General features: G+C 67.4%; 27 protein-coding genes. 8 read left to right on the top strand and 19 right to left on the bottom strand.

From position 1 onward, the window contains the following. Window positions 1–18 precede the first annotated feature (18 nt). From E6G92_13015 to E6G92_12995, 5 genes are all read right to left on the bottom strand, one after another. Window positions 19–1,149 carry a calcium-binding protein gene (locus E6G92_13015; protein TMJ20608.1) on the bottom strand — a complete coding sequence of 377 codons (1,131 nt, stop codon included), beginning with the start codon at window positions 1,147–1,149 and terminating at the stop codon, window positions 19–21. A gap of 126 nt (window positions 1,150–1,275) precedes the next feature. After that, the gene (locus E6G92_13010; protein ID TMJ20607.1) at window positions 1,276–2,523 is read right to left on the bottom strand and encodes an aminopeptidase P family protein; all 1,248 of its coding nucleotides are present in this window, start codon (window positions 2,521–2,523) and stop codon (window positions 1,276–1,278) included. A 53-nt stretch (window positions 2,524–2,576) separates the two neighbouring features. Continuing rightward, complete coding sequence (locus E6G92_13005) at window positions 2,577–2,825, bottom strand: hypothetical protein (protein TMJ20606.1); 249 nt, start codon at window positions 2,823–2,825, stop codon at window positions 2,577–2,579. A 1-nt stretch (window position 2,826) separates the two neighbouring features. Then, window positions 2,827–3,027 carry a toxin-antitoxin system HicB family antitoxin gene (locus E6G92_13000; GenBank protein ID TMJ20605.1) on the bottom strand — a complete coding sequence of 67 codons (201 nt, stop codon included), beginning with the start codon at window positions 3,025–3,027 and terminating at the stop codon, window positions 2,827–2,829. An 11-nt stretch (window positions 3,028–3,038) separates the two neighbouring features. After that, entirely contained in the window at window positions 3,039–3,965 is a 927-nt protein-coding gene (locus E6G92_12995; protein ID TMJ20604.1) for an SPFH domain-containing protein, read from the bottom strand. A 113-nt stretch (window positions 3,966–4,078) separates the two neighbouring features. Here E6G92_12995 and E6G92_12990 point away from each other — a divergent pair, with 113 nt between their 5' ends. Together E6G92_12990 and E6G92_12985 are read left to right on the top strand one after the other, a co-directional pair. Next, a complete protein-coding gene (locus E6G92_12990; protein TMJ20832.1) occupies window positions 4,079–5,023 on the top strand; it encodes an isoaspartyl peptidase/L-asparaginase in 945 nt (314 codons plus the stop codon). Then, window positions 5,023–5,910, top strand: a complete 888-nt coding sequence (locus tag E6G92_12985; protein TMJ20831.1) for a S1/P1 nuclease — start codon at window positions 5,023–5,025, stop codon at window positions 5,908–5,910. Before E6G92_12990 ends, E6G92_12985 begins: the two co-directional genes overlap by 1 nt. Window position 5,911: 1 nt before the next feature. Here E6G92_12985 and pal read toward each other — a convergent pair whose 3' ends face one another. The 6 genes from pal to E6G92_12955 all read right to left on the bottom strand — a co-directional run bounded on the left by pal (window position 5,912) and on the right by E6G92_12955 (window position 10,394). After that, on the bottom strand, window positions 5,912–6,439 hold the full coding sequence (gene pal / locus E6G92_12980) for a peptidoglycan-associated lipoprotein Pal (GenBank protein ID TMJ20603.1): 528 nt from the start codon (window positions 6,437–6,439) through the stop codon (window positions 5,912–5,914). Window positions 6,440–6,474: 35 nt separating this feature from the next. Then, complete coding sequence (gene tolB / locus E6G92_12975; GenBank protein ID TMJ20602.1) at window positions 6,475–7,824, bottom strand: Tol-Pal system protein TolB; 1,350 nt, start codon at window positions 7,822–7,824, stop codon at window positions 6,475–6,477. Between the two features lie 11 nt (window positions 7,825–7,835). Next, the gene (locus E6G92_12970) at window positions 7,836–8,672 is read right to left on the bottom strand and encodes a cell envelope biogenesis protein TolA (protein TMJ20601.1); all 837 of its coding nucleotides are present in this window, start codon (window positions 8,670–8,672) and stop codon (window positions 7,836–7,838) included. Continuing rightward, window positions 8,672–9,109, bottom strand: a complete 438-nt coding sequence (tolR, locus tag E6G92_12965; protein ID TMJ20830.1) for a protein TolR — start codon at window positions 9,107–9,109, stop codon at window positions 8,672–8,674. The genes E6G92_12970 and tolR overlap by 1 nt, the downstream gene beginning before the upstream one ends. 145 nt (window positions 9,110–9,254) lie before the next feature. After that, window positions 9,255–9,935, bottom strand: a complete 681-nt coding sequence (gene tolQ, locus E6G92_12960) for a protein TolQ (protein TMJ20829.1) — start codon at window positions 9,933–9,935, stop codon at window positions 9,255–9,257. A 9-nt stretch (window positions 9,936–9,944) separates the two neighbouring features. After that, window positions 9,945–10,394: a YbgC/FadM family acyl-CoA thioesterase gene (locus tag E6G92_12955; GenBank protein TMJ20600.1), complete on the bottom strand. Its 450-nt coding sequence runs from the start codon at window positions 10,392–10,394 to the stop codon at window positions 9,945–9,947. Window positions 10,395–10,518: 124 nt separating this feature from the next. Between E6G92_12955 and E6G92_12950 the strand changes: the two genes are divergently transcribed. Then, a complete protein-coding gene (locus tag E6G92_12950) occupies window positions 10,519–10,965 on the top strand; it encodes a hypothetical protein (GenBank protein TMJ20599.1) in 447 nt (148 codons plus the stop codon). Continuing rightward, the gene (locus E6G92_12945) at window positions 10,958–11,164 is read left to right on the top strand and encodes a helix-turn-helix domain-containing protein (GenBank protein TMJ20598.1); all 207 of its coding nucleotides are present in this window, start codon (window positions 10,958–10,960) and stop codon (window positions 11,162–11,164) included. Before E6G92_12950 ends, E6G92_12945 begins: the two co-directional genes overlap by 8 nt. Window positions 11,165–11,337: 173 nt before the next feature. Here the strand turns inward: E6G92_12945 and E6G92_12940 are convergent, their stop codons facing one another. The 6 genes from E6G92_12940 to E6G92_12915 all read right to left on the bottom strand — a co-directional run bounded on the left by E6G92_12940 (window position 11,338) and on the right by E6G92_12915 (window position 15,908). Further along, the gene (locus E6G92_12940; GenBank protein TMJ20597.1) at window positions 11,338–12,501 is read right to left on the bottom strand and encodes a DUF3089 domain-containing protein; all 1,164 of its coding nucleotides are present in this window, start codon (window positions 12,499–12,501) and stop codon (window positions 11,338–11,340) included. A gap of 11 nt (window positions 12,502–12,512) precedes the next feature. Continuing rightward, window positions 12,513–13,541 carry a Holliday junction branch migration DNA helicase RuvB gene (gene ruvB / locus E6G92_12935; protein ID TMJ20596.1) on the bottom strand — a complete coding sequence of 343 codons (1,029 nt, stop codon included), beginning with the start codon at window positions 13,539–13,541 and terminating at the stop codon, window positions 12,513–12,515. Continuing rightward, window positions 13,538–13,723, bottom strand: coding sequence for a hypothetical protein (locus E6G92_12930; GenBank protein TMJ20595.1), 186 nt, complete (start codon window positions 13,721–13,723; stop codon window positions 13,538–13,540). Before E6G92_12930 ends, ruvB begins: the two co-directional genes overlap by 4 nt. Continuing rightward, the gene (gene ruvA / locus E6G92_12925; GenBank protein TMJ20594.1) at window positions 13,720–14,313 is read right to left on the bottom strand and encodes a Holliday junction branch migration protein RuvA; all 594 of its coding nucleotides are present in this window, start codon (window positions 14,311–14,313) and stop codon (window positions 13,720–13,722) included. The genes E6G92_12930 and ruvA overlap by 4 nt, the downstream gene beginning before the upstream one ends. A gap of 163 nt (window positions 14,314–14,476) precedes the next feature. Then, window positions 14,477–14,962, bottom strand: coding sequence for a crossover junction endodeoxyribonuclease RuvC (ruvC, locus tag E6G92_12920; GenBank protein ID TMJ20593.1), 486 nt, complete (start codon window positions 14,960–14,962; stop codon window positions 14,477–14,479). A gap of 202 nt (window positions 14,963–15,164) precedes the next feature. After that, entirely contained in the window at window positions 15,165–15,908 is a 744-nt protein-coding gene (locus E6G92_12915) for a YebC/PmpR family DNA-binding transcriptional regulator (protein TMJ20592.1), read from the bottom strand. A gap of 258 nt (window positions 15,909–16,166) precedes the next feature. Between E6G92_12915 and E6G92_12910 the strand changes: the two genes are divergently transcribed. Both E6G92_12910 and E6G92_12905 read left to right on the top strand, forming a co-directional pair. Then, entirely contained in the window at window positions 16,167–17,174 is a 1,008-nt protein-coding gene (locus tag E6G92_12910) for a hypothetical protein (protein ID TMJ20591.1), read from the top strand. Next, window positions 17,171–17,488 carry a hypothetical protein gene (locus E6G92_12905; GenBank protein TMJ20590.1) on the top strand — a complete coding sequence of 106 codons (318 nt, stop codon included), beginning with the start codon at window positions 17,171–17,173 and terminating at the stop codon, window positions 17,486–17,488. Before E6G92_12910 ends, E6G92_12905 begins: the two co-directional genes overlap by 4 nt. Window positions 17,489–17,845: 357 nt before the next feature. Here E6G92_12905 and E6G92_12900 read toward each other — a convergent pair whose 3' ends face one another. Both E6G92_12900 and E6G92_12895 read right to left on the bottom strand, forming a co-directional pair. Continuing rightward, window positions 17,846–19,009 (bottom strand): DUF262 domain-containing protein, encoded by a 1,164-nt coding sequence (locus E6G92_12900; GenBank protein ID TMJ20589.1) that lies wholly within the window; start codon window positions 19,007–19,009, stop codon window positions 17,846–17,848. Then, complete coding sequence (locus E6G92_12895) at window positions 19,006–19,806, bottom strand: FRG domain-containing protein (GenBank protein TMJ20588.1); 801 nt, start codon at window positions 19,804–19,806, stop codon at window positions 19,006–19,008. The genes E6G92_12900 and E6G92_12895 overlap by 4 nt, the downstream gene beginning before the upstream one ends. A 200-nt stretch (window positions 19,807–20,006) precedes the next feature. On the opposite strand from E6G92_12895, the gene E6G92_12890 reads away from it, so the two are divergent. Both E6G92_12890 and E6G92_12885 read left to right on the top strand, forming a co-directional pair. After that, on the top strand, window positions 20,007–20,108 hold the full coding sequence (locus E6G92_12890) for a hypothetical protein (GenBank protein ID TMJ20828.1): 102 nt from the start codon (window positions 20,007–20,009) through the stop codon (window positions 20,106–20,108). 23 nt (window positions 20,109–20,131) lie between these two features. Then, complete coding sequence (locus E6G92_12885; protein TMJ20587.1) at window positions 20,132–20,329, top strand: hypothetical protein; 198 nt, start codon at window positions 20,132–20,134, stop codon at window positions 20,327–20,329. Window positions 20,330–20,438 lie beyond the last annotated feature (109 nt).

Below are 20,438 nucleotides of genomic sequence, written 5' to 3'. Positions count from 1 at the left end.
CCTATTGCGTACGAAGCCTCAGAGCACGAAGTCGGTCGCCACGAGCGGCACCACCCCGGTCAGCACGATCTCGAAATCGGCGTTGCCGTCGCCGTTGATGTCGGCTTGGATCCAAGTGTCGGTGCCGTCGTCGAACGTGCGCAGCTCCCCGGCGGTGTTGGAGAAGGCGGCGTTGCCGATGAAGGCGAAGGCCTGGTTGCCGGAGGTGGTGATGTCCGCGTCGGCGCCGCCGAGGTCGATCAGGTCCATGCCCTGGGTGAAATCGACGATCCGGTCGGCGCTGGCGCCGAGGCCCGATTCGAACGAGGTGTTCCAGTCGAACGTGTCGGCGCCCGAGCCGCCGGTCATCGTGTCGGTCCCGCTCGATCCGGTCAGCAAATCGTCGCCGTTGCCGCCGTCCAGCGTGTCGCCGCCGGTGCCGCCGACCAGCTCGTCATTGCCGTCGAGGCCGCTCAGGATATCGTTGCCGCTGCCGCCGACGATCTCGTTGTCGAGCGTGTTGCCAGTGCCGGTGAAGCTGCCGCTGGCGCCGTTGAAATAGAGATCCTCGACATTCGCTCCCAGCGTGTAGCTGGCGAGGCTGGAATAGACGGTGTCGAGGCCCTCGCCGGCGGCTTCGACGACGCTGTCGCCGACATTGTCGACGAGATAGACGTCGTCGCCTCCATTGCCCTCGAGATAATCGGCGCCGGTGCCGCCGTCGAGCGTGTCGCCGTCCGCGCCGCCGTAGAGGCTGTCGTCGCCGCCGAGGCCCACCAGATAATCGTAGCCGTCGCCGCCGGTGAGGACGTCGGCCGAGGCGCCGCCGAGGATTTCGTTGTTGAGAGCGTTGCCCGTTCCGGTGAAGCTGCCGACGCCCATGAAGCGGAGCTTCTCGACCTCGGCGCCGAGCGCATAGGCGGCGAGCGTGGTGCGGACCTGATCGGTCCCCTGGCCCGCCGATTCGTTCACGATATCGCCGATGTCGTCGACGAAATAGATGTCGTTGCCGGTGCCGCCGCTCATCGTATCGGCGCCGGTCCCGCCGTCGAGCTGGTCGTTGCCGCCATTGCCGTTGAGGATGTCGTTGCCGGCGAAGCCGAAGATCTGGTCGGCCGCGCTTCCGCCGTTCAGAATGTCGTCGCCCGCAGTGCCGTTGATGATGGTCATGTTGGACTCCCTCGCTCGATTTGGAGCAAGGACTAACAGCCGATCATGATCTTTTCTATGGCGCGACTCGGCGGCGTAACGAGTTTATTTAACGCCGAAAGTAAATCCATTTCGGTTATTGTCGGGTCAGCCGAACGGATCGTCGATCGAGCGCGGCGGAGTCGTGAACCAGCGCGGGCCTTCCGGCGTCATGTGGAAGCAATCTTCGAGGCGGATCCCGAACTGCCCGGGAAGGTAGATTCCCGGCTCGTTGGAAAAGCACATGCCGGCGGCGAGCGGCGTGGTCTCGCCGTGGACGAGGTTGACCGGCTCGTGCCCGTCCATGCCGATTCCGTGGCCGGTTCGGTGCGGGGTGCCGGGGAGCCGGTAGCCCGGCCCGTAGCCCCAGCGTTCATATTGGGCGCGCACCGCATCGTCGACGCTTCCGGCGAGCCGGCCGATCCGCGCCGCGCCCATCGCGATCTGCTGCCCCTGGCGGACCTGGTCCCAGACCCGGCGCTGCGCCGCATTCGGCTCGCCGAAGACGAAGGTGCGCGAGATGTCCGACTGGTAGCCATGGACGCTGCAGCCGCAATCGAGCAGCACGACCTCCCCGGCGCGAACCGCCTGGGGCTGGCCCGAGCCGTGGGGATAGGCGCTGGCCTCGCCGAGCAGGACGAGGCCGCCGTCGGTGCTGGCGCCGAGCGCGCGCACCGCGGCGACGTACAGGGCCTCGATCTGGCCGGGGTTCATGCCCGCCTCGATCCGCGGGTGGATGTGGCGGAAGGCGGCGATGGTGACGTCCGCCGCCTTCTGCATCAGCGCCAGCTCGTGCGCCGACTTGATCATCCGGCAGCCGCGGACGACGCCCGCGCCGGCCCAGAGCTCGATGTCCGACATGACGGGCCCGAGCCCGTCGAAGGCGAAGAAGCGCACCGTCTCCTCGATTCCGATCCGGCCGGAGATTCGGCGGTCGCGGAGGAACCCGGCGACCCGCTCGAACGGATTCTCGTCCTCGTTCCAGGTGCGCACCTCGGCCTCGACCTTGAGGCTCTCGCGAACCGAAGGCTCTTCGAAATGCGGCGTGACGACGCAGGGATCGCCCTCGCGCGGAATGACGAGCGCGGTGAGCCGCTCGCTGCGCCACCATTGCACGCCGCAGAAATAGGTCATGGAAGAGCCGGGCTCGATCAGCAGCGCCTTGAGGTCCTGATCGGCCATCAGCCGCTGGGCCCTGGCGATTCGCTGCCGGTGCTCCTCGCGGGAGATGGGGACGGCGTCGCCGGTCATCGGCCGTAAGGTTGCCCCGGCGTCCTGGGCAAAGGCGCGGAAAAGCGGCGTTGCCGCCAGCCCCGCCGCTGCACCCGCGATCATGAACCCTCGCCTGTCCAGCATGCCGTACCTCCCGTCCGGACGGATGGTTGGACTGCCTCCCCGGCCTTGTCCAGCTAGTCCCGCCTTCCCCAGCGCCATTGCCATCCTCCGCGCGTCTTCTGCGCGCAGATAGCAATAAGCGCGGCGGTCGCCGCCACGATGACGGCGGCGAAGGCGACCACACTGTAGAGAATGAGAAAGCCGGCCGCGGTGACCAGCGCGACATAGCCGATGAGCACGGCCCAGCCCTGCCAGGCGATCGGCAGGCCGGCGCCATAGCCGTAACGCTTCGGCGCGAACCAGGCCTCGTCGTCGTCGTTCATGTCAGCTCTCCTTCTTCGGCCGCCCGCGCTTGCGCTCGGCCGGCAACGCCACCTTCACGCCCCGGCGCCCGAGCGCCTCGCGCAGAAGCACCTCGATCTGGGCGTTGACGCTCCTGAAGTCGGCCGCCGCGCAGCGCTCGAGCGCGCCCCACAGGGCCGGCTCGATGCGCAGCGGGTAGGCCTTCTTCGGGGACTGGGCCACGCGCCCTACTCCTACTGGTACAGCGAGCCCGTGTTGACGATCGGCTGCGTGTCCCGCTCGGAGCAGAGCACGACCATCAGGTTCGAGACCATCGCCGCCCGGCGCTCGTCGTCGAGCTCGACCACGCCCTTTTCGGACAGCAGCTGGAGCGCGTTCTCGACCATCGAGACGGCGCCGATGACGATCTTCTGACGCGCCGCGATCACCGCCTCCGCCTGCTGACGGCGGAGCATCGCCTGGGCGATCTCGGAAGCGTAAGCGAGGTGGGTCAGGCGGCATTCGTCGACGGTGATTCCGGCCCGGGTGACTCGCTCCTGAAGCTCGCGCTCCAGCTCCTCGCTGACCACCTCGGCATCGGCGCGCAGAGTCACCTCCTTATGCTCCAGATCGTCGTAGGGATATTTGCCGGCGATCGCGCGCACCGCGCTTTCGATCTGGATCTCGACGAACTCCATATAATTGGCGACGTCGAACAGGGCCTGGGCGGTGTCGGTCACGCGCCAGACGACGTTGGTGGCGATCTCGATCGGGTTGCCGCGCAGGTCGTTCACCTTGATCTTGTCCGAGGTGATGTTGTGGATTCGGGTCGAGATCTTGGTCCGCGACAGCCAGGGCAGGCGCCAGCGAAGGCCGGCCTTGCGGTCGGTACCGCGATAGTCCCCGAACAGGAGGATGGCCGCCGCCTGGTTCGGCTGGAGCAGGTAGAAGCCGCACAGCACGAACAGGAAGGCGATCGCGATCAGCGCCAGCAGGAAAGCGGGCAAAGCCGGATCCGTCCCGCCCTTGTCGGCGCTGCTCACCAGCCAGCCGAGATCGAAGAAAACGGCGACGAACAGGACGAGCAGGAGCAGCAGCATGGCGAAGCCGCTCTGCGTCGCGGCCGGGCGCTCGTGCGTGTGGCTGAGCGCTGCCGCGGCCGAATCTGCATTGGTGGACATGTCATTCTCCTCCAAGAATGATGATATCATAATTATATGATTCGGTGCGGGCAAGCGAAATCGTTACGGTGCCGCGCACTGGCGGGGCGGGGACGATCTGCTATGGCGTCGCGATGTCCGGCATTGCTCAAGACGGAACCTGGCGCCTGGTGATCCACGGCGGGGCCGGCGTGATCGAGCGGGGGCGCATCTCGGCGGAGGAGGATTCGGCGATCCGCGCCGCGCTGGGCCGGGCGCTCGACGCCGGCAGCGCGATCCTCGAGGACGGCGGCGGAGCGCTCGACGCCGTGGAGGCGAGCGTCCGCGTGCTCGAGGACGACCCCCATTTCAACTCGGGCCGGGGCTCGGTCTTCACCTACGAGGGGCGGATCGAGATGGACGCGGCGATCATGGAGGGGAAGGACCGGCGCGCCGGCGCCGTCTCCGGAGTCACGGCGACCAAGAACCCGATCAGCCTCGCCCGCGCGGTGATGGAAGAGAGCCCGCACGTCTTCCTCGGGCGCGAGGGCGCCGACCGCTTCTCGCTCGATCACGGGCTCGAGCAGGCGTCCGCCGCCTATTTCGAGACCGCCGAGCGCCGCCGCCAGCTCGACGAGCTTCGCGCCCGCCCGAAATCCGAGCATTTCGACGTGCACCTCAAATACGGAACGGTCGGCGCGGTCGCGCGCGACCGGAGCGGCCACGTCGCGGCCGCGACCTCGACCGGCGGGCTCACCGGCAAGCGCTGGGGCCGGATCGGCGATTCGCCGATCATCGGCGCCGGCTGCTTCGCCGACGAGCGCGGCTGCGCGGTCTCTTCGACCGGCGCCGGGGAATATTTCATCCGGGTCGGCGTCGCTCATGAGATTTCGGCGCGAATCCGCCTCGCCGGAGAGAGCGCCCGGGCTGCGGCAGACTCGGTGATGGCCGAGGTCGCGGCGCTCGGCGGCTCGGGCGGGGTCATCGTCGTCACGCCGGCCGGCGACGGCATCTTCGCCTACAATACGCCCGGAATGTATCGCGGCATGGCGTCGCCGGAACGCCGCGCGGTCGCCATCTACGGCGACGATCCGGAATGATCCGCCGGCTTCTCCTCGCCCTCGTCCTGGCGCTCGCGCCCTCGCCTTCGCTCGCCTGGTGGGAATATGGCCATGAGGGCGTGGCGACGATCGCCTATCTGAAGGCGAGCCCGCGCACCCGGGCGGACATCGGCCGGTTGCTTCGGCAGGCGCGGCTGCTCGACACGCCGACCTGCCCGGCGCGGACGATCGAGCAGGCGAGCGTCTGGCCCGACTGCATCAAGACGCTCGGCGACCGCTTCAGCTACGCGGCGACCTGGCATTATCAGAATGTCGACGTCTGCCGGCCATTCGACCAAGCCTCGGCCTGCCGCGACGGCAATTGCGTCTCGGCGCAGATCGAGCGCAACATGCGGCTGCTCGCCAATCGCCAGCTTCCGATGCGCGAGCGGCTGTTCGCTTTGATCTTCGTCGTCCACCTGATGGGCGATCTGCACCAGCCGCTGCATACCGGCGACCGCGGCGACCTCGGCGGCAATCGGTTCGGCGCGAATTACGGCCTCATCGCGGGCCGCACCAACCTCCATACGATCTGGGACGGCTATCTGGCCGACCGCGGCATTTCCGAGCCGCCGGGCGGCCCGCGCGGCATTCTTTCCGCGCTCGGCGAGGCCGACATGGCGGCGATGCGCGCCGGCACGGTGACCGATTGGGCGCGCGAGAGCTGGCAGGCGGCCCACGATTTCGCCTACGCGACGGTGCTCCCCGATCCTTGCGGGCCGATACCGACGGAGCGGCCTGTGGTGACCGAAGAGACCACCCGCCGCCTCGTCCCCGTCGTCCGCCGGCAGATCGCTCGCGGCGGCCTGCGCCTCGCCCGGTTGCTCGACGAGGCGTTCATGGCCGATTCGCGCTGGCTGAGGCCGCCGGAGCGGCCGCGCAGCTAGCCTATTCCGGCACGACCGTCACCGCGCGCCGGTTCTCGGCCCAGGCCTGCTCGTTCGAGGCCGGGTTGGCCGGGCGCTCCTTGCCCCAGCTGATCACCTGCATCCGGGTCGGCGCGATTCCGCGCGACTGGAGATAGTCGCGCGCGGCATTGGCGCGGCGGTCGCCGAGCGCGAGATTATATTCGCGGGTGCCGCGCTCGTCGGCATGGCCCTCGATCGTGACGTGGACGCCCGAATTGCGCTGCAGCCAGGCGGCCTGAGCGTCGAGCGTCGCTCGATCCTCGCCGTCGAGCGAATAGGAATCGAGCTCGAAGAACACGCGGTCCGCGGGCACGCTTTGCAGGAAGTCCGCGCGCGATCCGGGGATTGCGGCGCCGGTGACGTTGCCGCTCTGCTCGCCGAGGTCGCCCTCCGCGGTGCCCGAGCTCGGCGGCTCCGGCGGAAGCTCCGCGGCGGTGCGCCGGTGGGCGCAGCCCGCCGTCAGCGCCATTGCCGCGGCGATCGCCAGCAGGCTGGTTGCTCTGTTCATTCTTCGCTCCTCTAATCGTTCGCTTCTTGAAACTGTTAGGGCCTGAGCGGCGACCAGGCCGGATCCGATCCGCCGAGCGGAGTCGGAACGCGCCGGGTCGCGCCGCTGGCGACGTCGACATACCAGAGCTCGCCGCTGCTCAAGCCCCGGGTGAACATCACCGCGCGGCCGTTGGGCGCCCAGGTCGGGCCCTCGCCGCCCCCGCTGGTCAGGATCCGCTCGGCCCCGCCGTCGGTGTTCATCACGCCGATCCGAAAGCCGCCGGTCTTGGTGAAGGCGATGAGGTCGCCGCGCGGGCTCCACACCGGAGTCGCGTAGCCGCCGCCGCCGAAGCTGATCCGGCGCTGGTTCGATCCGTCGGCGCTCATTACGTAGAGCTGCTGCGAGCCGCCGCGATCGCTTTCGAACACGATCCGGCCGCCGTCGGGCGAGTAGGAGCCGCCGGTGTCGATGCCCGGCGCGTTGGTCAGCCGCTGCGGCGTGCCGCCGGCGACGGGGATGCGGTAGATGTCCGTGTTCCCGTTCACGGCCATCGAGAAGATCACGTAGCGGCTGTCGGGCGAGTAACGCGGCGCGAAGGTCATGTAGGGCTGGCTGACGAGCGGGCGAGTCTGCCCCGAATCGAGCTCGTAGACCATCACCCGGGGACGATCGTCCTGGTAGGTCATGAAGGTGATGGTCTGCTGGTTCGGCGCGAAGCGCGGGGTCAGCACGGTCCACTGGCCGTTGGTCAGGAAGCGGTGGTTGGCGCCGTCATAATCCATGATCGCCAGCCGCTTGATGCGCCGCCGCGCCGGGCCGGTTTCGGAGACGTAGACGATCCGCGTGTCGAAATAGGCGCCCTCGCCGGTGAGGCGCGAATAGACCGAATCGGCGCAGCGGTGGGCGGCGCGGCGCCAGTCGCGCGGCTGGACGACATAGCCCTGGCGGGCGAGCTCGCTCTGGGCGGCGACGTCGTAGAGGTAGCAGCCCACCGTGAGCGAGCCGTTGGGATTGGCCTGGACGAAGCCCTGGACGAGGTTCTGCGCCCCGGTGGTCGAGAAATAGCCGAAATCGGGCGCGGTCACCTGCGGGAAGGAGACGGGCGCGAGGCCGCTCGGACCGATCGGCGTGAACAGGCCGGAATTGCGCAGGTCGGCGGTGACGATCTCCGCGACCTGGCGGCCGAGCGCTCCGGTATTGCCGGCGGCGGTATCCGCCGCTTGCGGCGTCGGCATGTAGGGCACGGCGATCGGCAGAGCGGCGCGCTGGCCGCCGGTGACGTCGACCACCAGCTGGCCCTCATCCTTGCCGCCCTGTCCTTCCGGCGGCGGAGGCGGCGGAGTCTGGGCGAAGGCCGGAGCGGTCAGGCTCCAGGCGGCGGCGATGATGATGGCGATACGCACGTCTCTTGCTCCTATCCGGGCAGCCGGTAGTTCATGGTGAAATTGGCCCAGCCGCGGGGCACGTCGTAAAGCTCCTGCGGCAGGCCGCGCAGCGGCGCGCAGGACGCGAAGGCGTTGATCGCGAGATCGGCGACGCGGCGCGCGTAGCGGCTGTTCTCGTCGTCGAGCCCGCGCTGCTCGCCGACCCGCGGCCGAGTCTTGAGCGACCCGTCGCGGTTGAGGCTGAGGATGATCGGAGTCACGATCCGCTCGGCCCCCGGTCCCGGATTGATCTGGCGGTCGGCGCAGGGCTGGACCTGCCTCGCGATGGCCGAGGCGATATCGGCCGCTGCCCGCGCATTCATCGTGGCCGCGGGCGGCGCGCTGCGCTGCGCGGCGGGATCGCGGCCGAAGCTGCGCGGATCGAGGTCGCCGAGGCCCGAGCGCCGGGTGGTGCGCCCTGTGCCCTCCGGCGCGGGCGGCACGGGGCGCTGCTCGGCCCGGCGCGGGGTCTGGGGCGCCGGGCGCTCGGCGCGGCGCGGAGTCGGCGGCGCGGGAGCCGCTTCCTCGGCGACCGGCTTGGGCGGCTTGACCTCCGCCTCGGGCGGCGCCGGCGCGGGGGCGAGGGGCGCCGCCGGAGCCGCGTCCTCCGTCGGGCCGACGTCAGGCGCCGTCGCCTGGGCGGCCGGCGCCGGCGAAGGCTGCGGCGCGGCCGAGGTCAAGGCGACCTCGTCGACGAACGACACCTCCATCGGCGGCGGCGAGAGGGGTATCCGGCCGGCGGTGACCAAAGCGAGCGACAGCAAGGCGAGGAGCGCGACGTGGCCGGCGATGGAAACGCCGAGCCCGGTGGCCTCCGCGCGGTCCATCAGCGCGGCTCCCCCTGCGCCGTGCTGACGAGGGCGACCCGCCTCAGGCCGGCGCGGTTGATCTCGCCCATCACCTGCATGACCCGGCCGTAATCGAGCCCGCGGTCGGCGCGCAGGAAGATTCGCGGGCCGCCCGCTTCATGGCTCGCCGCGGCGATCTGCTGCAGATGCGCGTCGATCGTGTCGAGCGGCACCGGCGTCTCGTCGATGAAGATGTTGCCGCCGGAATCGATCGAGATCGCCACCGGCTCGTTATTCTGGTCGAGCGACGCCGCCTTGCTCTCCGGAAGATCGACCTGGACTCCGGCGGTGAGCAGGGGCGCGGTGACCATGAAGATGATCAGCAGCACGAGCATGACGTCGACCATCGGCGTGACGTTGATCTCCGCCATCGGGGTACGCCGCCCGCGCCGGCCGGGGCCGAGTATGGGACCCATGGCCATTAATATTCCTCCCCGGAACGGGGAGGGGGACCGGCGAAGCCGGTGGAGGGGTCGGCGGCCTCGGATCGGCCCCACCACCACGGCGCTTCGCGCCGCGGTCCCCCTCCCCGTTCCGGGGAGGATTTGGGAGCAACCACCCTCATCCCTCCACCTCCAGCTCGCGCGACAGGGTGCCGTGGAAGCCGTCGGCGAAGCGCTGGAGGCGCGCCTCGATCCGGTTGATCGAGTAGCTGAAGCGATTGTAGGCGATGACCGCCGGGATCGCCGCGAACAGGCCGAGAGCGGTGGCGAACAAAGCCTCGGCGATGCCAGGGGCGACCACCGCGAGCGAGGTGTTCTGAGCGCCGGCGATGTCGGTGAAGGCGCGCATGATTCCCCAGACGGTGCCGAACAGGCCGACGAACGGCGCGACCGATCCCACGGTGGCGAGGATGTTGAGGCGCGAGGCGAGCTTGTCGGTCTCGGCGATCACCGCCGAGCTCATCGCCACGGCGAGCCGGGCGCGCGTGCCGTCGCGGTCGACCGCCTTGCCCGAGGTCGAGCGCCGCCACTCCGCGACTCCGGCGGCGAGCACCTTGGCCGAGGGGAATTCGTCGCGGCCGCGCGATTCGTAGAAACTGTCGATATCCTCGGCCTTCCAGAACTCGCGCTCGAACCGGTCGTTTTCGCGGGACGCGCGGCGCATTCGCATCCACTGGCCGACGATGATCGTCCAGGTCCAGATGCTGGCCAGGACGAGGCCGATCATCACCACCTTCACGACGATGTCCGCGTGAAGGAACAAAGCGACCGGCGACATCACGTCCGCGCCAAGATTCATTCGTCCCACTCAGTCTTCCTTCTTCAGCCGCTCATATGCTTCGACCCATGCGCGCGGCTGGCGCTTCGGCCGTCCCTCACAGATGAAGGCGGCGGTGATCATCGCCTCGGCGAGAATGTCATCCCTGCGCATGACTCGCTGATGAATGACGCACGAGGCCGCGCGCACCTCGCGAACTTCGCTGAGCACCACGAGCGCGTCGTCGAGCTTCGCCGAGGCGCGGTATTTGATGTTCGCCTCGGCGACGACATAGACTCCGGCGCCCGCCTCGATCGCCTCGCGCTGGTCGACTCCGGCGCAACGCAGCATGTCGGAGCGGGCCCGCTCCATGAATTTGAGGTAATTGGCGTAGTAGACGACGCCGGCGACGTCGGTGTCCTCGAAATAGACGCGCAGCGCGAAATGGTGCGTGCCGCCGACGAAGGCGCCCTCGTAGGGCCGATCGATCTCTCCGCTCACGCTCCGGCGTCTATCGGGCCGGGAGTCGCCCGCAAACCGCAAAAGACGAGCCGAGCCGATTTTGCGCTTGACGCGCGTGTAACGTGTAGGTTACATGTCACCTGTAGGTTACAGGGAAATGCTCATGACCGCTTCCGATATCGAGACCGCCGACCGCCTTTCGCGCCGACGTGCGCGGATGTTTCCAGCGCTTACCGTGATCTTCCTCGCCCAGCAGGCTTCCTATTTCTCCCAGCCCGACACCGGCATGCGCGCGGTGGATCATGTCAAGATCGCCGCCTGGCTGGTGCTCTCGATCGTCCTCCTGCTCGCGGTGGCGACCGGCGGCTTCTGGCTCAAGCCGAAGGCGGTGCGCGCTCTGATGGACGACGAGGTCACCCGCGCAAACCGGGCCGACGCCTTCCGAATCGCCTTTCTCGCGACCATGGCGGGGGCGATCCTGCTCTACTTCGTCAACCTGTTCGAGCCGATGAGCGGGCGCGAGACGATCCACTTGCTGACGACGATCGGAATCGCCGTGGCCCTGATTCGCTTCGCCATGCTCGAGCGGCGCGCCCACAAGGATGGCTGAAGCCCTCGCCAACCGGCTGCTCGACCTTAGGGCCGAGCGGGGCCTCACCCAGGCCGCTTTGGCGGAGATGGTGGGCGTGAGCCGCAAGACGATCAACACGGTCGAGAACGGGGTGTTCGTGCCCTCGACATTGCTGGCGCTGAAGCTCGCCCGAGCGCTGGGAAGGCCGGTCGAGGACATCTTCTTCCTCGAAAGCTGACTCGTCTCCCGCTCATCCTGAGGAGCCCCTTCGACTGCCTGCCAAGGCAGGCGCTCAGGGTAAACTTGCGAGCCTGTCGAAACGGCGTCTCGAAGGACGTACCCGGTCGGTCCTTCGATACGGGCCCTCGACAAGCTCGGTCCCTACTCAGGATGAGCGAATATGGGGTCATCCTAGCGCCGCCGCCTCAGCATCGCGTCGCGCTGCGCCTCGACGGCGCGGATCAGGTCGCCCTGCGCATAGGGAACGTCGCCGAGGTGAAGGCCCCAGCCGGCCTGGCGGCTCGCTCCGAGATAGACGTCGCCCGGTATCTGGTCCGTGCGCGCGTCGGCCGGATCGGCGTTGACGGTGATCGCCAGCCAGCCGGCCTGCCCGTCGTGCCGGCACTCGCCGGAGATCAGTCCGCGGGCGTGGAGGAACGGCGCGGGCGGAGCGCCCGCCGTCGACCAGGTGATGGTCGGGCCGCCGAACTGGCTGGCGGCGGCGTACCAGTAGGAATCGAGCGGCGCGCTGCCGCCGCTTAGCGCGGCCGGATTGACGCAGGCGGCGGTCATGCCCGGACGCGGCGCGCGGCCCATCAGCGATCCGGCCGGCGGAGGGGCGTCGGCCCGGAATGACATGTAGGTGATGACGCAGCCGGTCTGTCCCGCCCGGCTGCAGAGCGGCGTGCGCTGGAGGCTGCCGCCGACGAGCCTTCCTTCCGGCACCTCGACCGCATAGCCGATCAGAAGCGCCGAGAGCATGCGCGCGGCGGCCGGGCCGTTCTCGATCTCCCGCGCCAGCAACTGGGTCAGGTGGATCGTCCCCTGGCTGTGGCCGATCAGGACGAAGGGGCGGCCGTGATTGTAATGTTCGAGATAATAGCGCCAGGCGTTCGCCACGTCGGCATAGGCCATGATGAAGTTGGCGGTGACGTTCTCCCCCGCGAGCGCCCGCGGGATCGCGCCCAGAGTCACCTGCCGGTAGACCGGCGCGTAGGTCTTGCAGACCGAGGCGAAGCGCGCGAGCTGGACCGCGGCGGTGCCCTGCTCCTCGACTCCCGGGCTCATGTCGCTGTTGAGGCCTGGATCGCGCGAGACGGTCGGATAGACGTAGAAGCAGTCGATCGGCGGATCGGCGGCCGGCGTGCTTTGCGTGACCGGGCCGTAGCCGGCGGGAGTCAGGTCGGCGGTCGGCAGCGCGCGTCCGCAGGCGTCCTGGCGGCCCGGAAGGCAGAGCCAGGTCGCGGCGTCCGAATAGTCGATCGCGGCGCGCGCGGCGGCCGCCGGTGCGGGCGGCGCCGGTTGCGCCAGCGCGGGCGCGGCGCAAAGGCCGAGCGCCAGGAACAGCTTCTTCATTTATCCCTCCCTCATTTTCCTTCGAACAGGCCGGCCTGCCCGCCTTTGGGCTGAGGCAGGCCGAGATGGGTCCAGCCGGGGCCGTTGAGGCAGCGTCCGCGCGCGGTGCGGGCGATCAGGCCGAGCTGGATCATATAGGGCTCGATCACCTCCTCGATCGTGTCGCGCGGCTCGGAGAGGCCGGCGGCGAGCGTCTCGACCCCGACCGGCCCGCCGCGATAGATGTCGGCGATCATCGTGAGGTAACGCCGGTCCATCGCGTCGAGGCCGAGCTTGTCGACTTCCATCCGGTTGAGCGCGGCGTCGGCGACCGTCGCGTCCACCTCGGCGTCGCCATCCGAATGGGCGAAGTCGCGCACCCGGCGAAGCAGCCGCCCGGCGATCCGCGGCGTTCCGCGCGAGCGCCTGGCCACCTCTTTCGCCCCGTCCTCCGTCAGCGAAAGGCCGAGCAGCCGGCCGGCGCGGCGGACGACATGCTCTAGCTCCTCGACGCTGTAGAAATTGAGCCGCACCGGGATTCCGAAGCGGTCGCGCAAGGGGGTGGTGATCAGCCCCTGCCGGGTGGTCGCGCCGACCAGGGTGAATTTGGGCAGGTCGATCCGCACCGAGCGCGCCGAGGGCCCCTCGCCGATCATCAGATCGAGAACGCGGTCCTCCATCGCCGGATAGAGGATCTCCTCGACCGCCGGCGCGAGCCGGTGGATCTCGTCGATGAACAAAACGTCGCCGTCCTCGAGGTTGGTGAGCAAGGCGGCGAGATCGCCCGACTTGGCGATCACCGGCCCCGAAGTGGCGCGAAAGCCGACCCCGAGCTCGCGCGCGACGATCTGCGCGAGGGTCGTCTTGCCGAGCCCCGGCGGGCCGAAGAAGAGGACGTGATCGAGCGCGTCGCCGCGGCCCTTCGCGGCCTGGATGAACACCCGCAGATTCTCCCGCGCCGCCTTCTGTCCGACGAACTCGTCGAGCGTCTTGGGCCGCAAGGCGGCGTCGAGATCCTCGGGGCGCCGCTCGGGCGTGGTGAGGCGATCGGGGTCGGTCATTGCCAACCTCTTTCCGTCATTCCCGCGAAAGCGGGAATCCATCTTCCTTCAAATTCTTCCTTCGCGACCTTCGCGCCTTCGCGTGAACCCATACTTTTCCCTTTTTCACGCGAAGGCGCGAAGAGCGCGAAGAAGAAAAGCGGGATTCCCGCTTTCGCGGGAATGACGGGGGAACGGCTCATTTGGCGGCCTTCTTGAGCGCGGTGCGGACGAGCAAATCCAGCGTCGCTTCCGGGCCCACCTCCGCCTCAGCCTTGGCGACCGCGGCGGCGGCCTCGCTCGGGCGGAAACCGAGATTGGCCAGCGCGGAGATGGCGTCCTGGGCATTGCCGCCGCTCGGCGCCGCCGCGCCGCCGGAGCCGAGCGCGATGCCACCCGCCTTGTCCTTGAGCTCGTTGACGATGCGCTGGGCCAGCTTCGGGCCGACGCCCTGGGCCCGGGCGACCATCGCGCTATCGCCGCTGGCCACCGCGCGGTGGACTTCGTCGATCGACAGCGCCGAGAGGATGGCGAGGGCGACCCGGGCGCCGACGCCCTGGACCGAGGTCAAGAGGCGGAACCAGTCGCGCTCGGCGGCGGTGGTGAAGCCGACCAGGCGGATGAAATCCTCGGCGACCAGCATCTCGGTGTGCAGAACCACTTCCTCGCCGATCGCGCCCAGCGACGAAAGCGTTCGCGAGGAGGCGGAAACGAGATAGCCGACGCCGTTGACGTCGATCACCGCATGATCCGCGCCGAACGAATCGAGCAGGCCGCGGAGCCTGGCGATCATGCGCCGGGCCCGCCGGAAGTTTCCGAAGTTTCCGCTTCCATAGGCGAAAAAAACTTCCCCCCGCACAGACCCGTGCCGGGCAGCGGCGAACGGGCGAAAATCGGGCGCAAAACCGTCATGCCCGGTACATAAGCGGAACGATCGCCTGTAGGAAAGCGAAAGTTCAGCCGAAGCGCCGCGCGCTGGCGAGGTGGTGGGCGTGGGTGATCGCCACGGCCAGCGCGTCGGCCGCATCCGCACCCGCGATCTTCGCCGACGGCAACAGCCGCTGGACCATCGCATGGACCTGCGCCTTCTCCGCCGCGCCGGTGCCGACCAGCGCCTTCTTGACCAGCCGCGGCGCATATTCGCCGATCTCGAGCCCACGCTTGGCCAGAGCGAGCAGGACGACGCCGCGCGCCTGGCCGAGCTTCAGGGTCGATTGCGGGTTCTCGTTGAGGAACACCTCCTCGCAGGCGGCCGCTTCCGGCGCGTGGTCCGCGATTACCGCGCCCAGCGCCGCCTCGAGCGCCACCAGCCGCGCCGGCAGCGCCGCCCTGGCGTCAGTGCGCACCTGGCCGTTGGCGATGTGGGAGAGCCGGTTCCCCTCGGCCGCGATCACCCCCCAGCCGGTGCAGGCCAAGCCGGGATCGAGGCCGATGATCAGCACCCGAAATCCTCCCCGGAACGGGGAGGGGGACCAGCCGCAATGGCCAGGTCGCCCTGTCCCCCGGACAGGGCTGGACAGTGCGGGGCACTGTCCACCTGACCATGGTGGAGGGGTCGCGAGCGCAGCGAGCATGGCGAAGCCCCGGCCCCACCACCACCGGCTTCGCCGGCGGTCCCCCTCCCCGTTCCGGGGAGGATTGGGGTCAACCCAATTTCTCCAGCACCGCGTCGGACAGTTCGTAATTGCCCCAGACGGTCTGGACGTCGTCGTCCTCCTCGAGGGTCTCGACCAGCTTCATCAGCTGCTCGGCGTCGCCCTCGGCGACGTCGACATTGGTCTGCGGCCGCCAGGCGAGCTTGACGCTCTCCGCAGCGCCGAGCGCGCCTTCGAGCGCTCGGGCGACGCCGTGCAAATCGTCGACGCCGGTCCAGATCCGGTGGCCGTCCTCGTCCGATTCGACGTCCTCGGCGCCCGCCTCGATCGCCGCTTCGAACACCTGGTCCGAATCCCCCGCGGCGGCCGGATATTCGATCAGGCCGAGCCTTGAGAAGCCGTGGGTCACCGCGCCCGAGGCGCCGAGATTGCCGCCGTTCTTGGAGAAGGCGGTGCGGACGTTGGTCGCGGTGCGGTTGCGGTTGTCGGTCAGCGCCTCGACCACCAGCGACACGCCGCCCGGCCCGAAGCCCTCGTAGCGGATCTCCTCGTAATTCTCGGCGTCGGAGGCCGAGGCCTTGTCGATCGAGCGCTGGATATTGTCCTTGGGCATCGACTGCGCCTTGGCCGCGTTGACGGCGGCGCGAAGGCGCGCGTTCATGTCCGGATCGGGCACGCCCATCTTGGCCGCGACGGTGATCTCGCGGCTGAGCTTGGAGAACATCGCCGAGCGCTTCTTGTCCTGAGCGCCCTTGCGATACATGATGTTCTTATATTTGCTGTGGCCGGCCATTTTCGCTCGTTCTGGCAAGGGGTGGAACGTGGCAGCGCTCCTAGCGCGGACGCGCGCCCCCGCGCAACCTGAGCGCGGGCGGCGCGATGCGCCGGGCCCGGGCGCGCCGCGCCTGGGCGAAGAGCCGCGACGCGGCCGGCCCTCACTGCGTCATTGCGGGCCTGGCGAAGCAATCCCGTGCGACCTCCGAGGGCCGCCGGATTGCCGCCTCGCGATCCGCCCCTTGTATTCCCTTATTGTTCCTGTTAGGTTCGCTCTATGGACAGAGAGGAACCCGAGTCGCCGGAGCTCGAAGATCCGGAAATCGCCGCCCTGCTCGATTTCGAGCCGGTGGTCCGCAAGAACAAGCGTCACGACGGCTGGTCGGACGACAACCAGCGCGCCTTCATCCTCGGCCTCGCCGAGACCGGCAGCATCGTCGAGGCCGCGGCCCGCGTCGGCCGGACGCTCTCCGGCGCCTACACCGTGCGCGGCTCCGCCGGAGCGGCAAGCTTCGCGGCGGCGTGGGACGCGGCGATCGCCCTCCACAGGAAGCGGCGGGGCCGGCACGCCGTGCGCGGACGGCCGCCCCGCGCCCCGGATCGGCGAAAGCCCGGCCCGGGCAAGGCGGCGCTTGCGGCGCGGGCGTCGCTCAGGGTCGCGGCCGAGGATCTGGAGCCCGAGGAGGCGCTGGAGATCTGCACCCTGGCCGATCTGCTGGGACCGTTGACCGCCCAATATCTCGCCAAGCTGAAGGACGAGCGCAATTGCCGGCTCGAGGGGCGGATCGTCGAGGCCGATTATTGCGTTCGCCAGCTGACGGCGATCGAGATCATGCTCGACCTCGCCGGCGGGGCGGACGAGCTGATCGACCGCTGGCGGCTGCCGAACGGGATGCACATGCTCGACGTCGCGGCGACCCCGATGAGCGTATTGCTCGCCGGTATCCGCCGCGATTACTGGGCGGAGAAGGGCGAGCCCGAGCGGCCGCCGCTCGCCCCGCTCGGAATCGTGCGCCACGAACTCGCCCGCGGCGAGGACCTCAACTTCAACGCCGGCCGCGACGGCGACTATAAGCAATGGTGCCGCCGCCAGGACGAAAAGCATCGCAACGCCGCCGAGGCGCAAAAAGCGTGGGAGGAGAAGGCGCGGGCGGATGCGGCGGCTTGGGCGGAGCGGGAGAAGGCGGGGGAGGCTTCCGGCCAGACGTCCCAGCCGATCAAGCGGTCCCGAAAGGGGCCGGGGGCGGCGGATGATGCGCGGGGTGAAGGAAGGGATTCCCAATGAGCCATGAGGCGACGATCCGGGCCCTGCTCGATGCCGTCGGTCATGGGCCCGGCGAGCAGGCGAAGGCGAAAGCGCGGGTGGCGGCGCGCGTCGCCTGGGTGAAGGAGATCATGGCCGCGCTCAAGGCGGCGCAGAACCGCGTCGACGACGCCTGGAGCCGCATCTTCGATGCGCTCCCGGACGATCTCGACGAGGAAGAGCTGGAGGCGATCCCGGAGCCGTCCGAGCAAGCGGAACTGGACGCCATCTTCGCCGAGATCCATGCCGTGCGGGATCATGACCGGTGGCCCCGGCATGTGCATTGGACGGTGTAGACCGGTGGAGGCCGACGCGGAATGGGGCGAGCGGGAGAAGTGGGCTGAGGACGGCGGCGGGGGGCGGAGGATGCGTGGTGACGGTCGGGGTGGCCGGCGCGGCCTCGATGTCTTTGGAGCCTGCCCCGGCGAAGGTTGGGGTGTGCACCTACCGCCACGGCGTGTTCGAGGGGATGCCCTATGCGATTGGGCTCAACGATCGGTGGCGGGTGGTGGATTTCGAGAAGGAGTTGCGCGGGCTGGCGTGACGGCGCGCGACGGCGACCAACGCGACATTTAGAGCAGTCAGAGGGAGAGGCACACAAGGCGTCGAGGAGACGTTGCAAGGCGGGAAATCTATGCCCGCCCTGAACGGGGCTATTCGCTGTCGCCTTCGTCAATCTCATGCTGCACTGTCGAGCGCAATTCCCGAACTCGCCGGCTCAAGTCAGGAACCGGATTTGTGAGGTGGCGCCCCCGAAGCCAGTCCCCGAAGAGTGTTGCGAGTATTCCCAATCTCCCCAAGTGACTGCGCCGGTCATCGGTGGAACGATTGAATGTATCGTATCGCGAATAGACGTAGTCCCTCTCGTCGCTCAGGTTCTCGTCACGCGCCGCACGCGCACGCGCCTCAGCACGCTCTCCTTCAAATTGAACGAGAAATTCTCGAATATAAGAATACAAACTAGGATGGGCTACGCGCACGAACCAGTAATAGACCGGAAAGACACCGGCGGATGCGAGCAGGATATCGCGAGGCAGGAAAACCTGTGTCATCGAGTCGAGATGCGTGAGGCAATGGTTGCCAGCAAGGTCCAGCTTCTCAGCCTCAACACGCCGCAGCTGAGCAAATGCATCCAAGTCTGACTTCTTTGTGCTCGCCGGGGATCCACGGTACTCAAATAACACGATTTTCGCCGCTGCATTGAAATCACCGGCCCGCTTAGTGCTAAATCGAATGTAGTCGGTGAACAACTCATGTTTGGCGACGTTGCGTATCATATCCGGCACAGCGCCAATCATGGCGTTTCGAATCTCAGCGCCGGACAACGGCTTGCTTCTATTTAGACGAACAAAAAGCTCGTTAATGTCTTCAGAATCGTCCGTAACGACGGACATGACATCAAATGTCTCAGTTTCAAAAGCGTCCGCAATATCAGGATAGCTGTTGCGGAGGTCGCGCAGCGACAAACCGCCTAATTTGAGGCTGGGATCTCTCCTCCACACAAAATCTGCGTTTAACGTTAGCGCATGATCAAAAAAATCAAACACAGCTTCGAAACGCTGCTTGCCGTCGATAATGGCATATTCTTTCCCACTTCGATTGAGCGCCATCCCACCCATCTGGAAGTCGGCCATGTATAGCTTCGGTATATCAAACCCGTTTATGATTGAATCGATCAAATAGGCCTTGTCAGAGCGTGACCAAAGTCTGCCCTTCCGCTGATAGGGCGGGTCAAAGTCAATAACATCCCGCTGCTTGTACCACCACAAAAGTGGCTTACTCGGATGCGAAAGTATCCTGAGGCCTTTGTAAATCATTGCTCGAATCCAAACTCTCGCCTTATTTCCTTTGCGAGGCCATCCAGGTCGGGGAAGACCACCGATTCCGTGAATCCCTTCTTTAGAAGGGACGATCTGATGTCAGGGATGTGTTCCTTCTTGACGGTCACCTTCTGTAGGCACTCTGGCGCGAAGCCTCCTGTTTGGTGAATCTGCTCCATGGGATCAGGCAGGTTTCCAAAGAGAGCAAAGCCGCCGCGCTGCGCAACGATACGCGGGCTGTTGTATGTCCCATACATCATGATCGGGTGGTTGGGCACATCATCGACCAGCGCCTCGGGCGAGTATTGCGTCAGAAAACGGGAGCTCTGATCGAGAATTCCCTTTTTACCAGAATAGGAACTCATGACGTGGGAGTTCCACTTTACCGGATCACAAAGCCAGAGGGCGGCGTCTTTGTCTGGCTCGACCCGGAGCGGAGTCATCGCGAAGTATATCGCGACGAACGGATTTTCCGTCCAATCCAGCAGCCGAGTGGGCACCCCGTAGTGCTGCATGAAAAAGAGCTTATCCCACTCATCCATGAACGGCCGTGACACGAAGGGAAGAGACCGCTGCACAAACCGAGAAGCGATCTGCTTCTCCAATTCGTGTATTTCCTTGAAGGGTTTGACGGGCGCGTGCCTCATGATGGAGGGCTGGAGACAGTGGCCAGCGTTGCGGCACCCGCGATACCACGAGGCATCTGACGTGGACTGAAATTCTTCGATAACCTCCAATAGCTCCGAAAAACTTTTTGGCTCAGCTATCGTCGGCAAGTTAAATTCCCCACGCACTCATAAGATGCTGTTCATACCTGAATCTACTGTCCGTGCAACGCGTGCGCGATCTCAAGTCTCCGATGGCTAAACGCGTCCGGGAGAGACGGCCCCGGTACGTTAGGGCGGTGCCACTAACCCCCGGTTTCCCTCGCCCCCGCCCCCTGCTGACGCCCCGCGCGCATGACCGACCTTAGCCGCCTCCGCAACTTCTCGATATCGCCCACATCGACCATGGGAAATCGACGCTCGCCGACCGGCTGACCAGGAGACGGGGGGCTGACGGTGCGCGAGATGACGGGCCAGGGTGCTCTGCGTGAAGATAATCTGCTATAGTTGAGCGATGAGTAGAAACACCAAAACGCCGCCGAAGGGTTCGCCATCCGGGGTCAGCTCAGGGCCGGCCGAGCCGATGGCGCTCGCCGAAAGGATCATGCGCGAGGATCGCGAGATTCTCGGTGCTCTGGCCGACGGTCAGCTCGCGACGGCGCGCGAGGTGATGGTCCGGCGCAGGCGCGCCCTTCGCGATCTCGCCGAATAGGCGCTCTCGGCCGCTGCTTCACTTTGCGCCTTCGCGCCTTCGCGTGAACCGTCTCCTTCAGGGCGCCTGAGCGCCTTTGCCTCCCCGCCCCCCTCTGCTAGGGCGCGCC

Source organism: Alphaproteobacteria bacterium (assembly GCA_005883305.1).
GTDB lineage: Bacteria > Pseudomonadota > Alphaproteobacteria > Sphingomonadales > Sphingomonadaceae > Allosphingosinicella.
Note: the sequence above shows the minus strand (reverse complement) of the source record. Positions and strands in the feature narration are given on the sequence as shown.

Excerpts from the sequence above, each read along its gene's own strand:
- tolQ (TMJ20829.1), bottom strand. The coding sequence starts at position 9,935 with ATGAATCTTGGCGCGGACGTGATGTCGCCGGTCGCTTTGTTCCTTCAC.
- pal (TMJ20603.1), bottom strand. The coding sequence starts at position 6,439 with ATGAACAGAGCAACCAGCCTGCTGGCGATCGCCGCGGCAATGGCGCTG.
- E6G92_12990 (TMJ20832.1), top strand. The coding sequence starts at position 4,079 with ATGTCCGGCATTGCTCAAGACGGAACCTGGCGCCTGGTGATCCACGGC.
- E6G92_12885 (TMJ20587.1), top strand. The coding sequence starts at position 20,132 with ATGAGTAGAAACACCAAAACGCCGCCGAAGGGTTCGCCATCCGGGGTC.
- E6G92_12940 (TMJ20597.1), bottom strand. The coding sequence starts at position 12,501 with ATGAAGAAGCTGTTCCTGGCGCTCGGCCTTTGCGCCGCGCCCGCGCTG.
- ruvA (TMJ20594.1), bottom strand. The coding sequence starts at position 14,313 with ATGATCGCCAGGCTCCGCGGCCTGCTCGATTCGTTCGGCGCGGATCAT.
- E6G92_13010 (TMJ20607.1), bottom strand. The coding sequence starts at position 2,523 with ATGCTGGACAGGCGAGGGTTCATGATCGCGGGTGCAGCGGCGGGGCTG.
- E6G92_12915 (TMJ20592.1), bottom strand. The coding sequence starts at position 15,908 with ATGGCCGGCCACAGCAAATATAAGAACATCATGTATCGCAAGGGCGCT.
- E6G92_13005 (TMJ20606.1), bottom strand. The coding sequence starts at position 2,825 with ATGAACGACGACGACGAGGCCTGGTTCGCGCCGAAGCGTTACGGCTAT.
- ruvB (TMJ20596.1), bottom strand. The coding sequence starts at position 13,541 with ATGACCGACCCCGATCGCCTCACCACGCCCGAGCGGCGCCCCGAGGAT.
- E6G92_12930 (TMJ20595.1), bottom strand. The coding sequence starts at position 13,723 with ATGAGCCGTTCCCCCGTCATTCCCGCGAAAGCGGGAATCCCGCTTTTC.
- E6G92_12900 (TMJ20589.1), bottom strand. The coding sequence starts at position 19,009 with ATGATTTACAAAGGCCTCAGGATACTTTCGCATCCGAGTAAGCCACTT.
- E6G92_12945 (TMJ20598.1), top strand. The coding sequence starts at position 10,958 with ATGGCTGAAGCCCTCGCCAACCGGCTGCTCGACCTTAGGGCCGAGCGG.
- E6G92_12905 (TMJ20590.1), top strand. The coding sequence starts at position 17,171 with ATGAGCCATGAGGCGACGATCCGGGCCCTGCTCGATGCCGTCGGTCAT.
- E6G92_12995 (TMJ20604.1), bottom strand. The coding sequence starts at position 3,965 with ATGTCCACCAATGCAGATTCGGCCGCGGCAGCGCTCAGCCACACGCAC.
- E6G92_12970 (TMJ20601.1), bottom strand. The coding sequence starts at position 8,672 with ATGGACCGCGCGGAGGCCACCGGGCTCGGCGTTTCCATCGCCGGCCAC.
- tolR (TMJ20830.1), bottom strand. The coding sequence starts at position 9,109 with ATGGGTCCCATACTCGGCCCCGGCCGGCGCGGGCGGCGTACCCCGATG.
- E6G92_12950 (TMJ20599.1), top strand. The coding sequence starts at position 10,519 with ATGACCGCTTCCGATATCGAGACCGCCGACCGCCTTTCGCGCCGACGT.
- E6G92_13015 (TMJ20608.1), bottom strand. The coding sequence starts at position 1,149 with ATGACCATCATCAACGGCACTGCGGGCGACGACATTCTGAACGGCGGA.
- E6G92_12910 (TMJ20591.1), top strand. The coding sequence starts at position 16,167 with ATGGACAGAGAGGAACCCGAGTCGCCGGAGCTCGAAGATCCGGAAATC.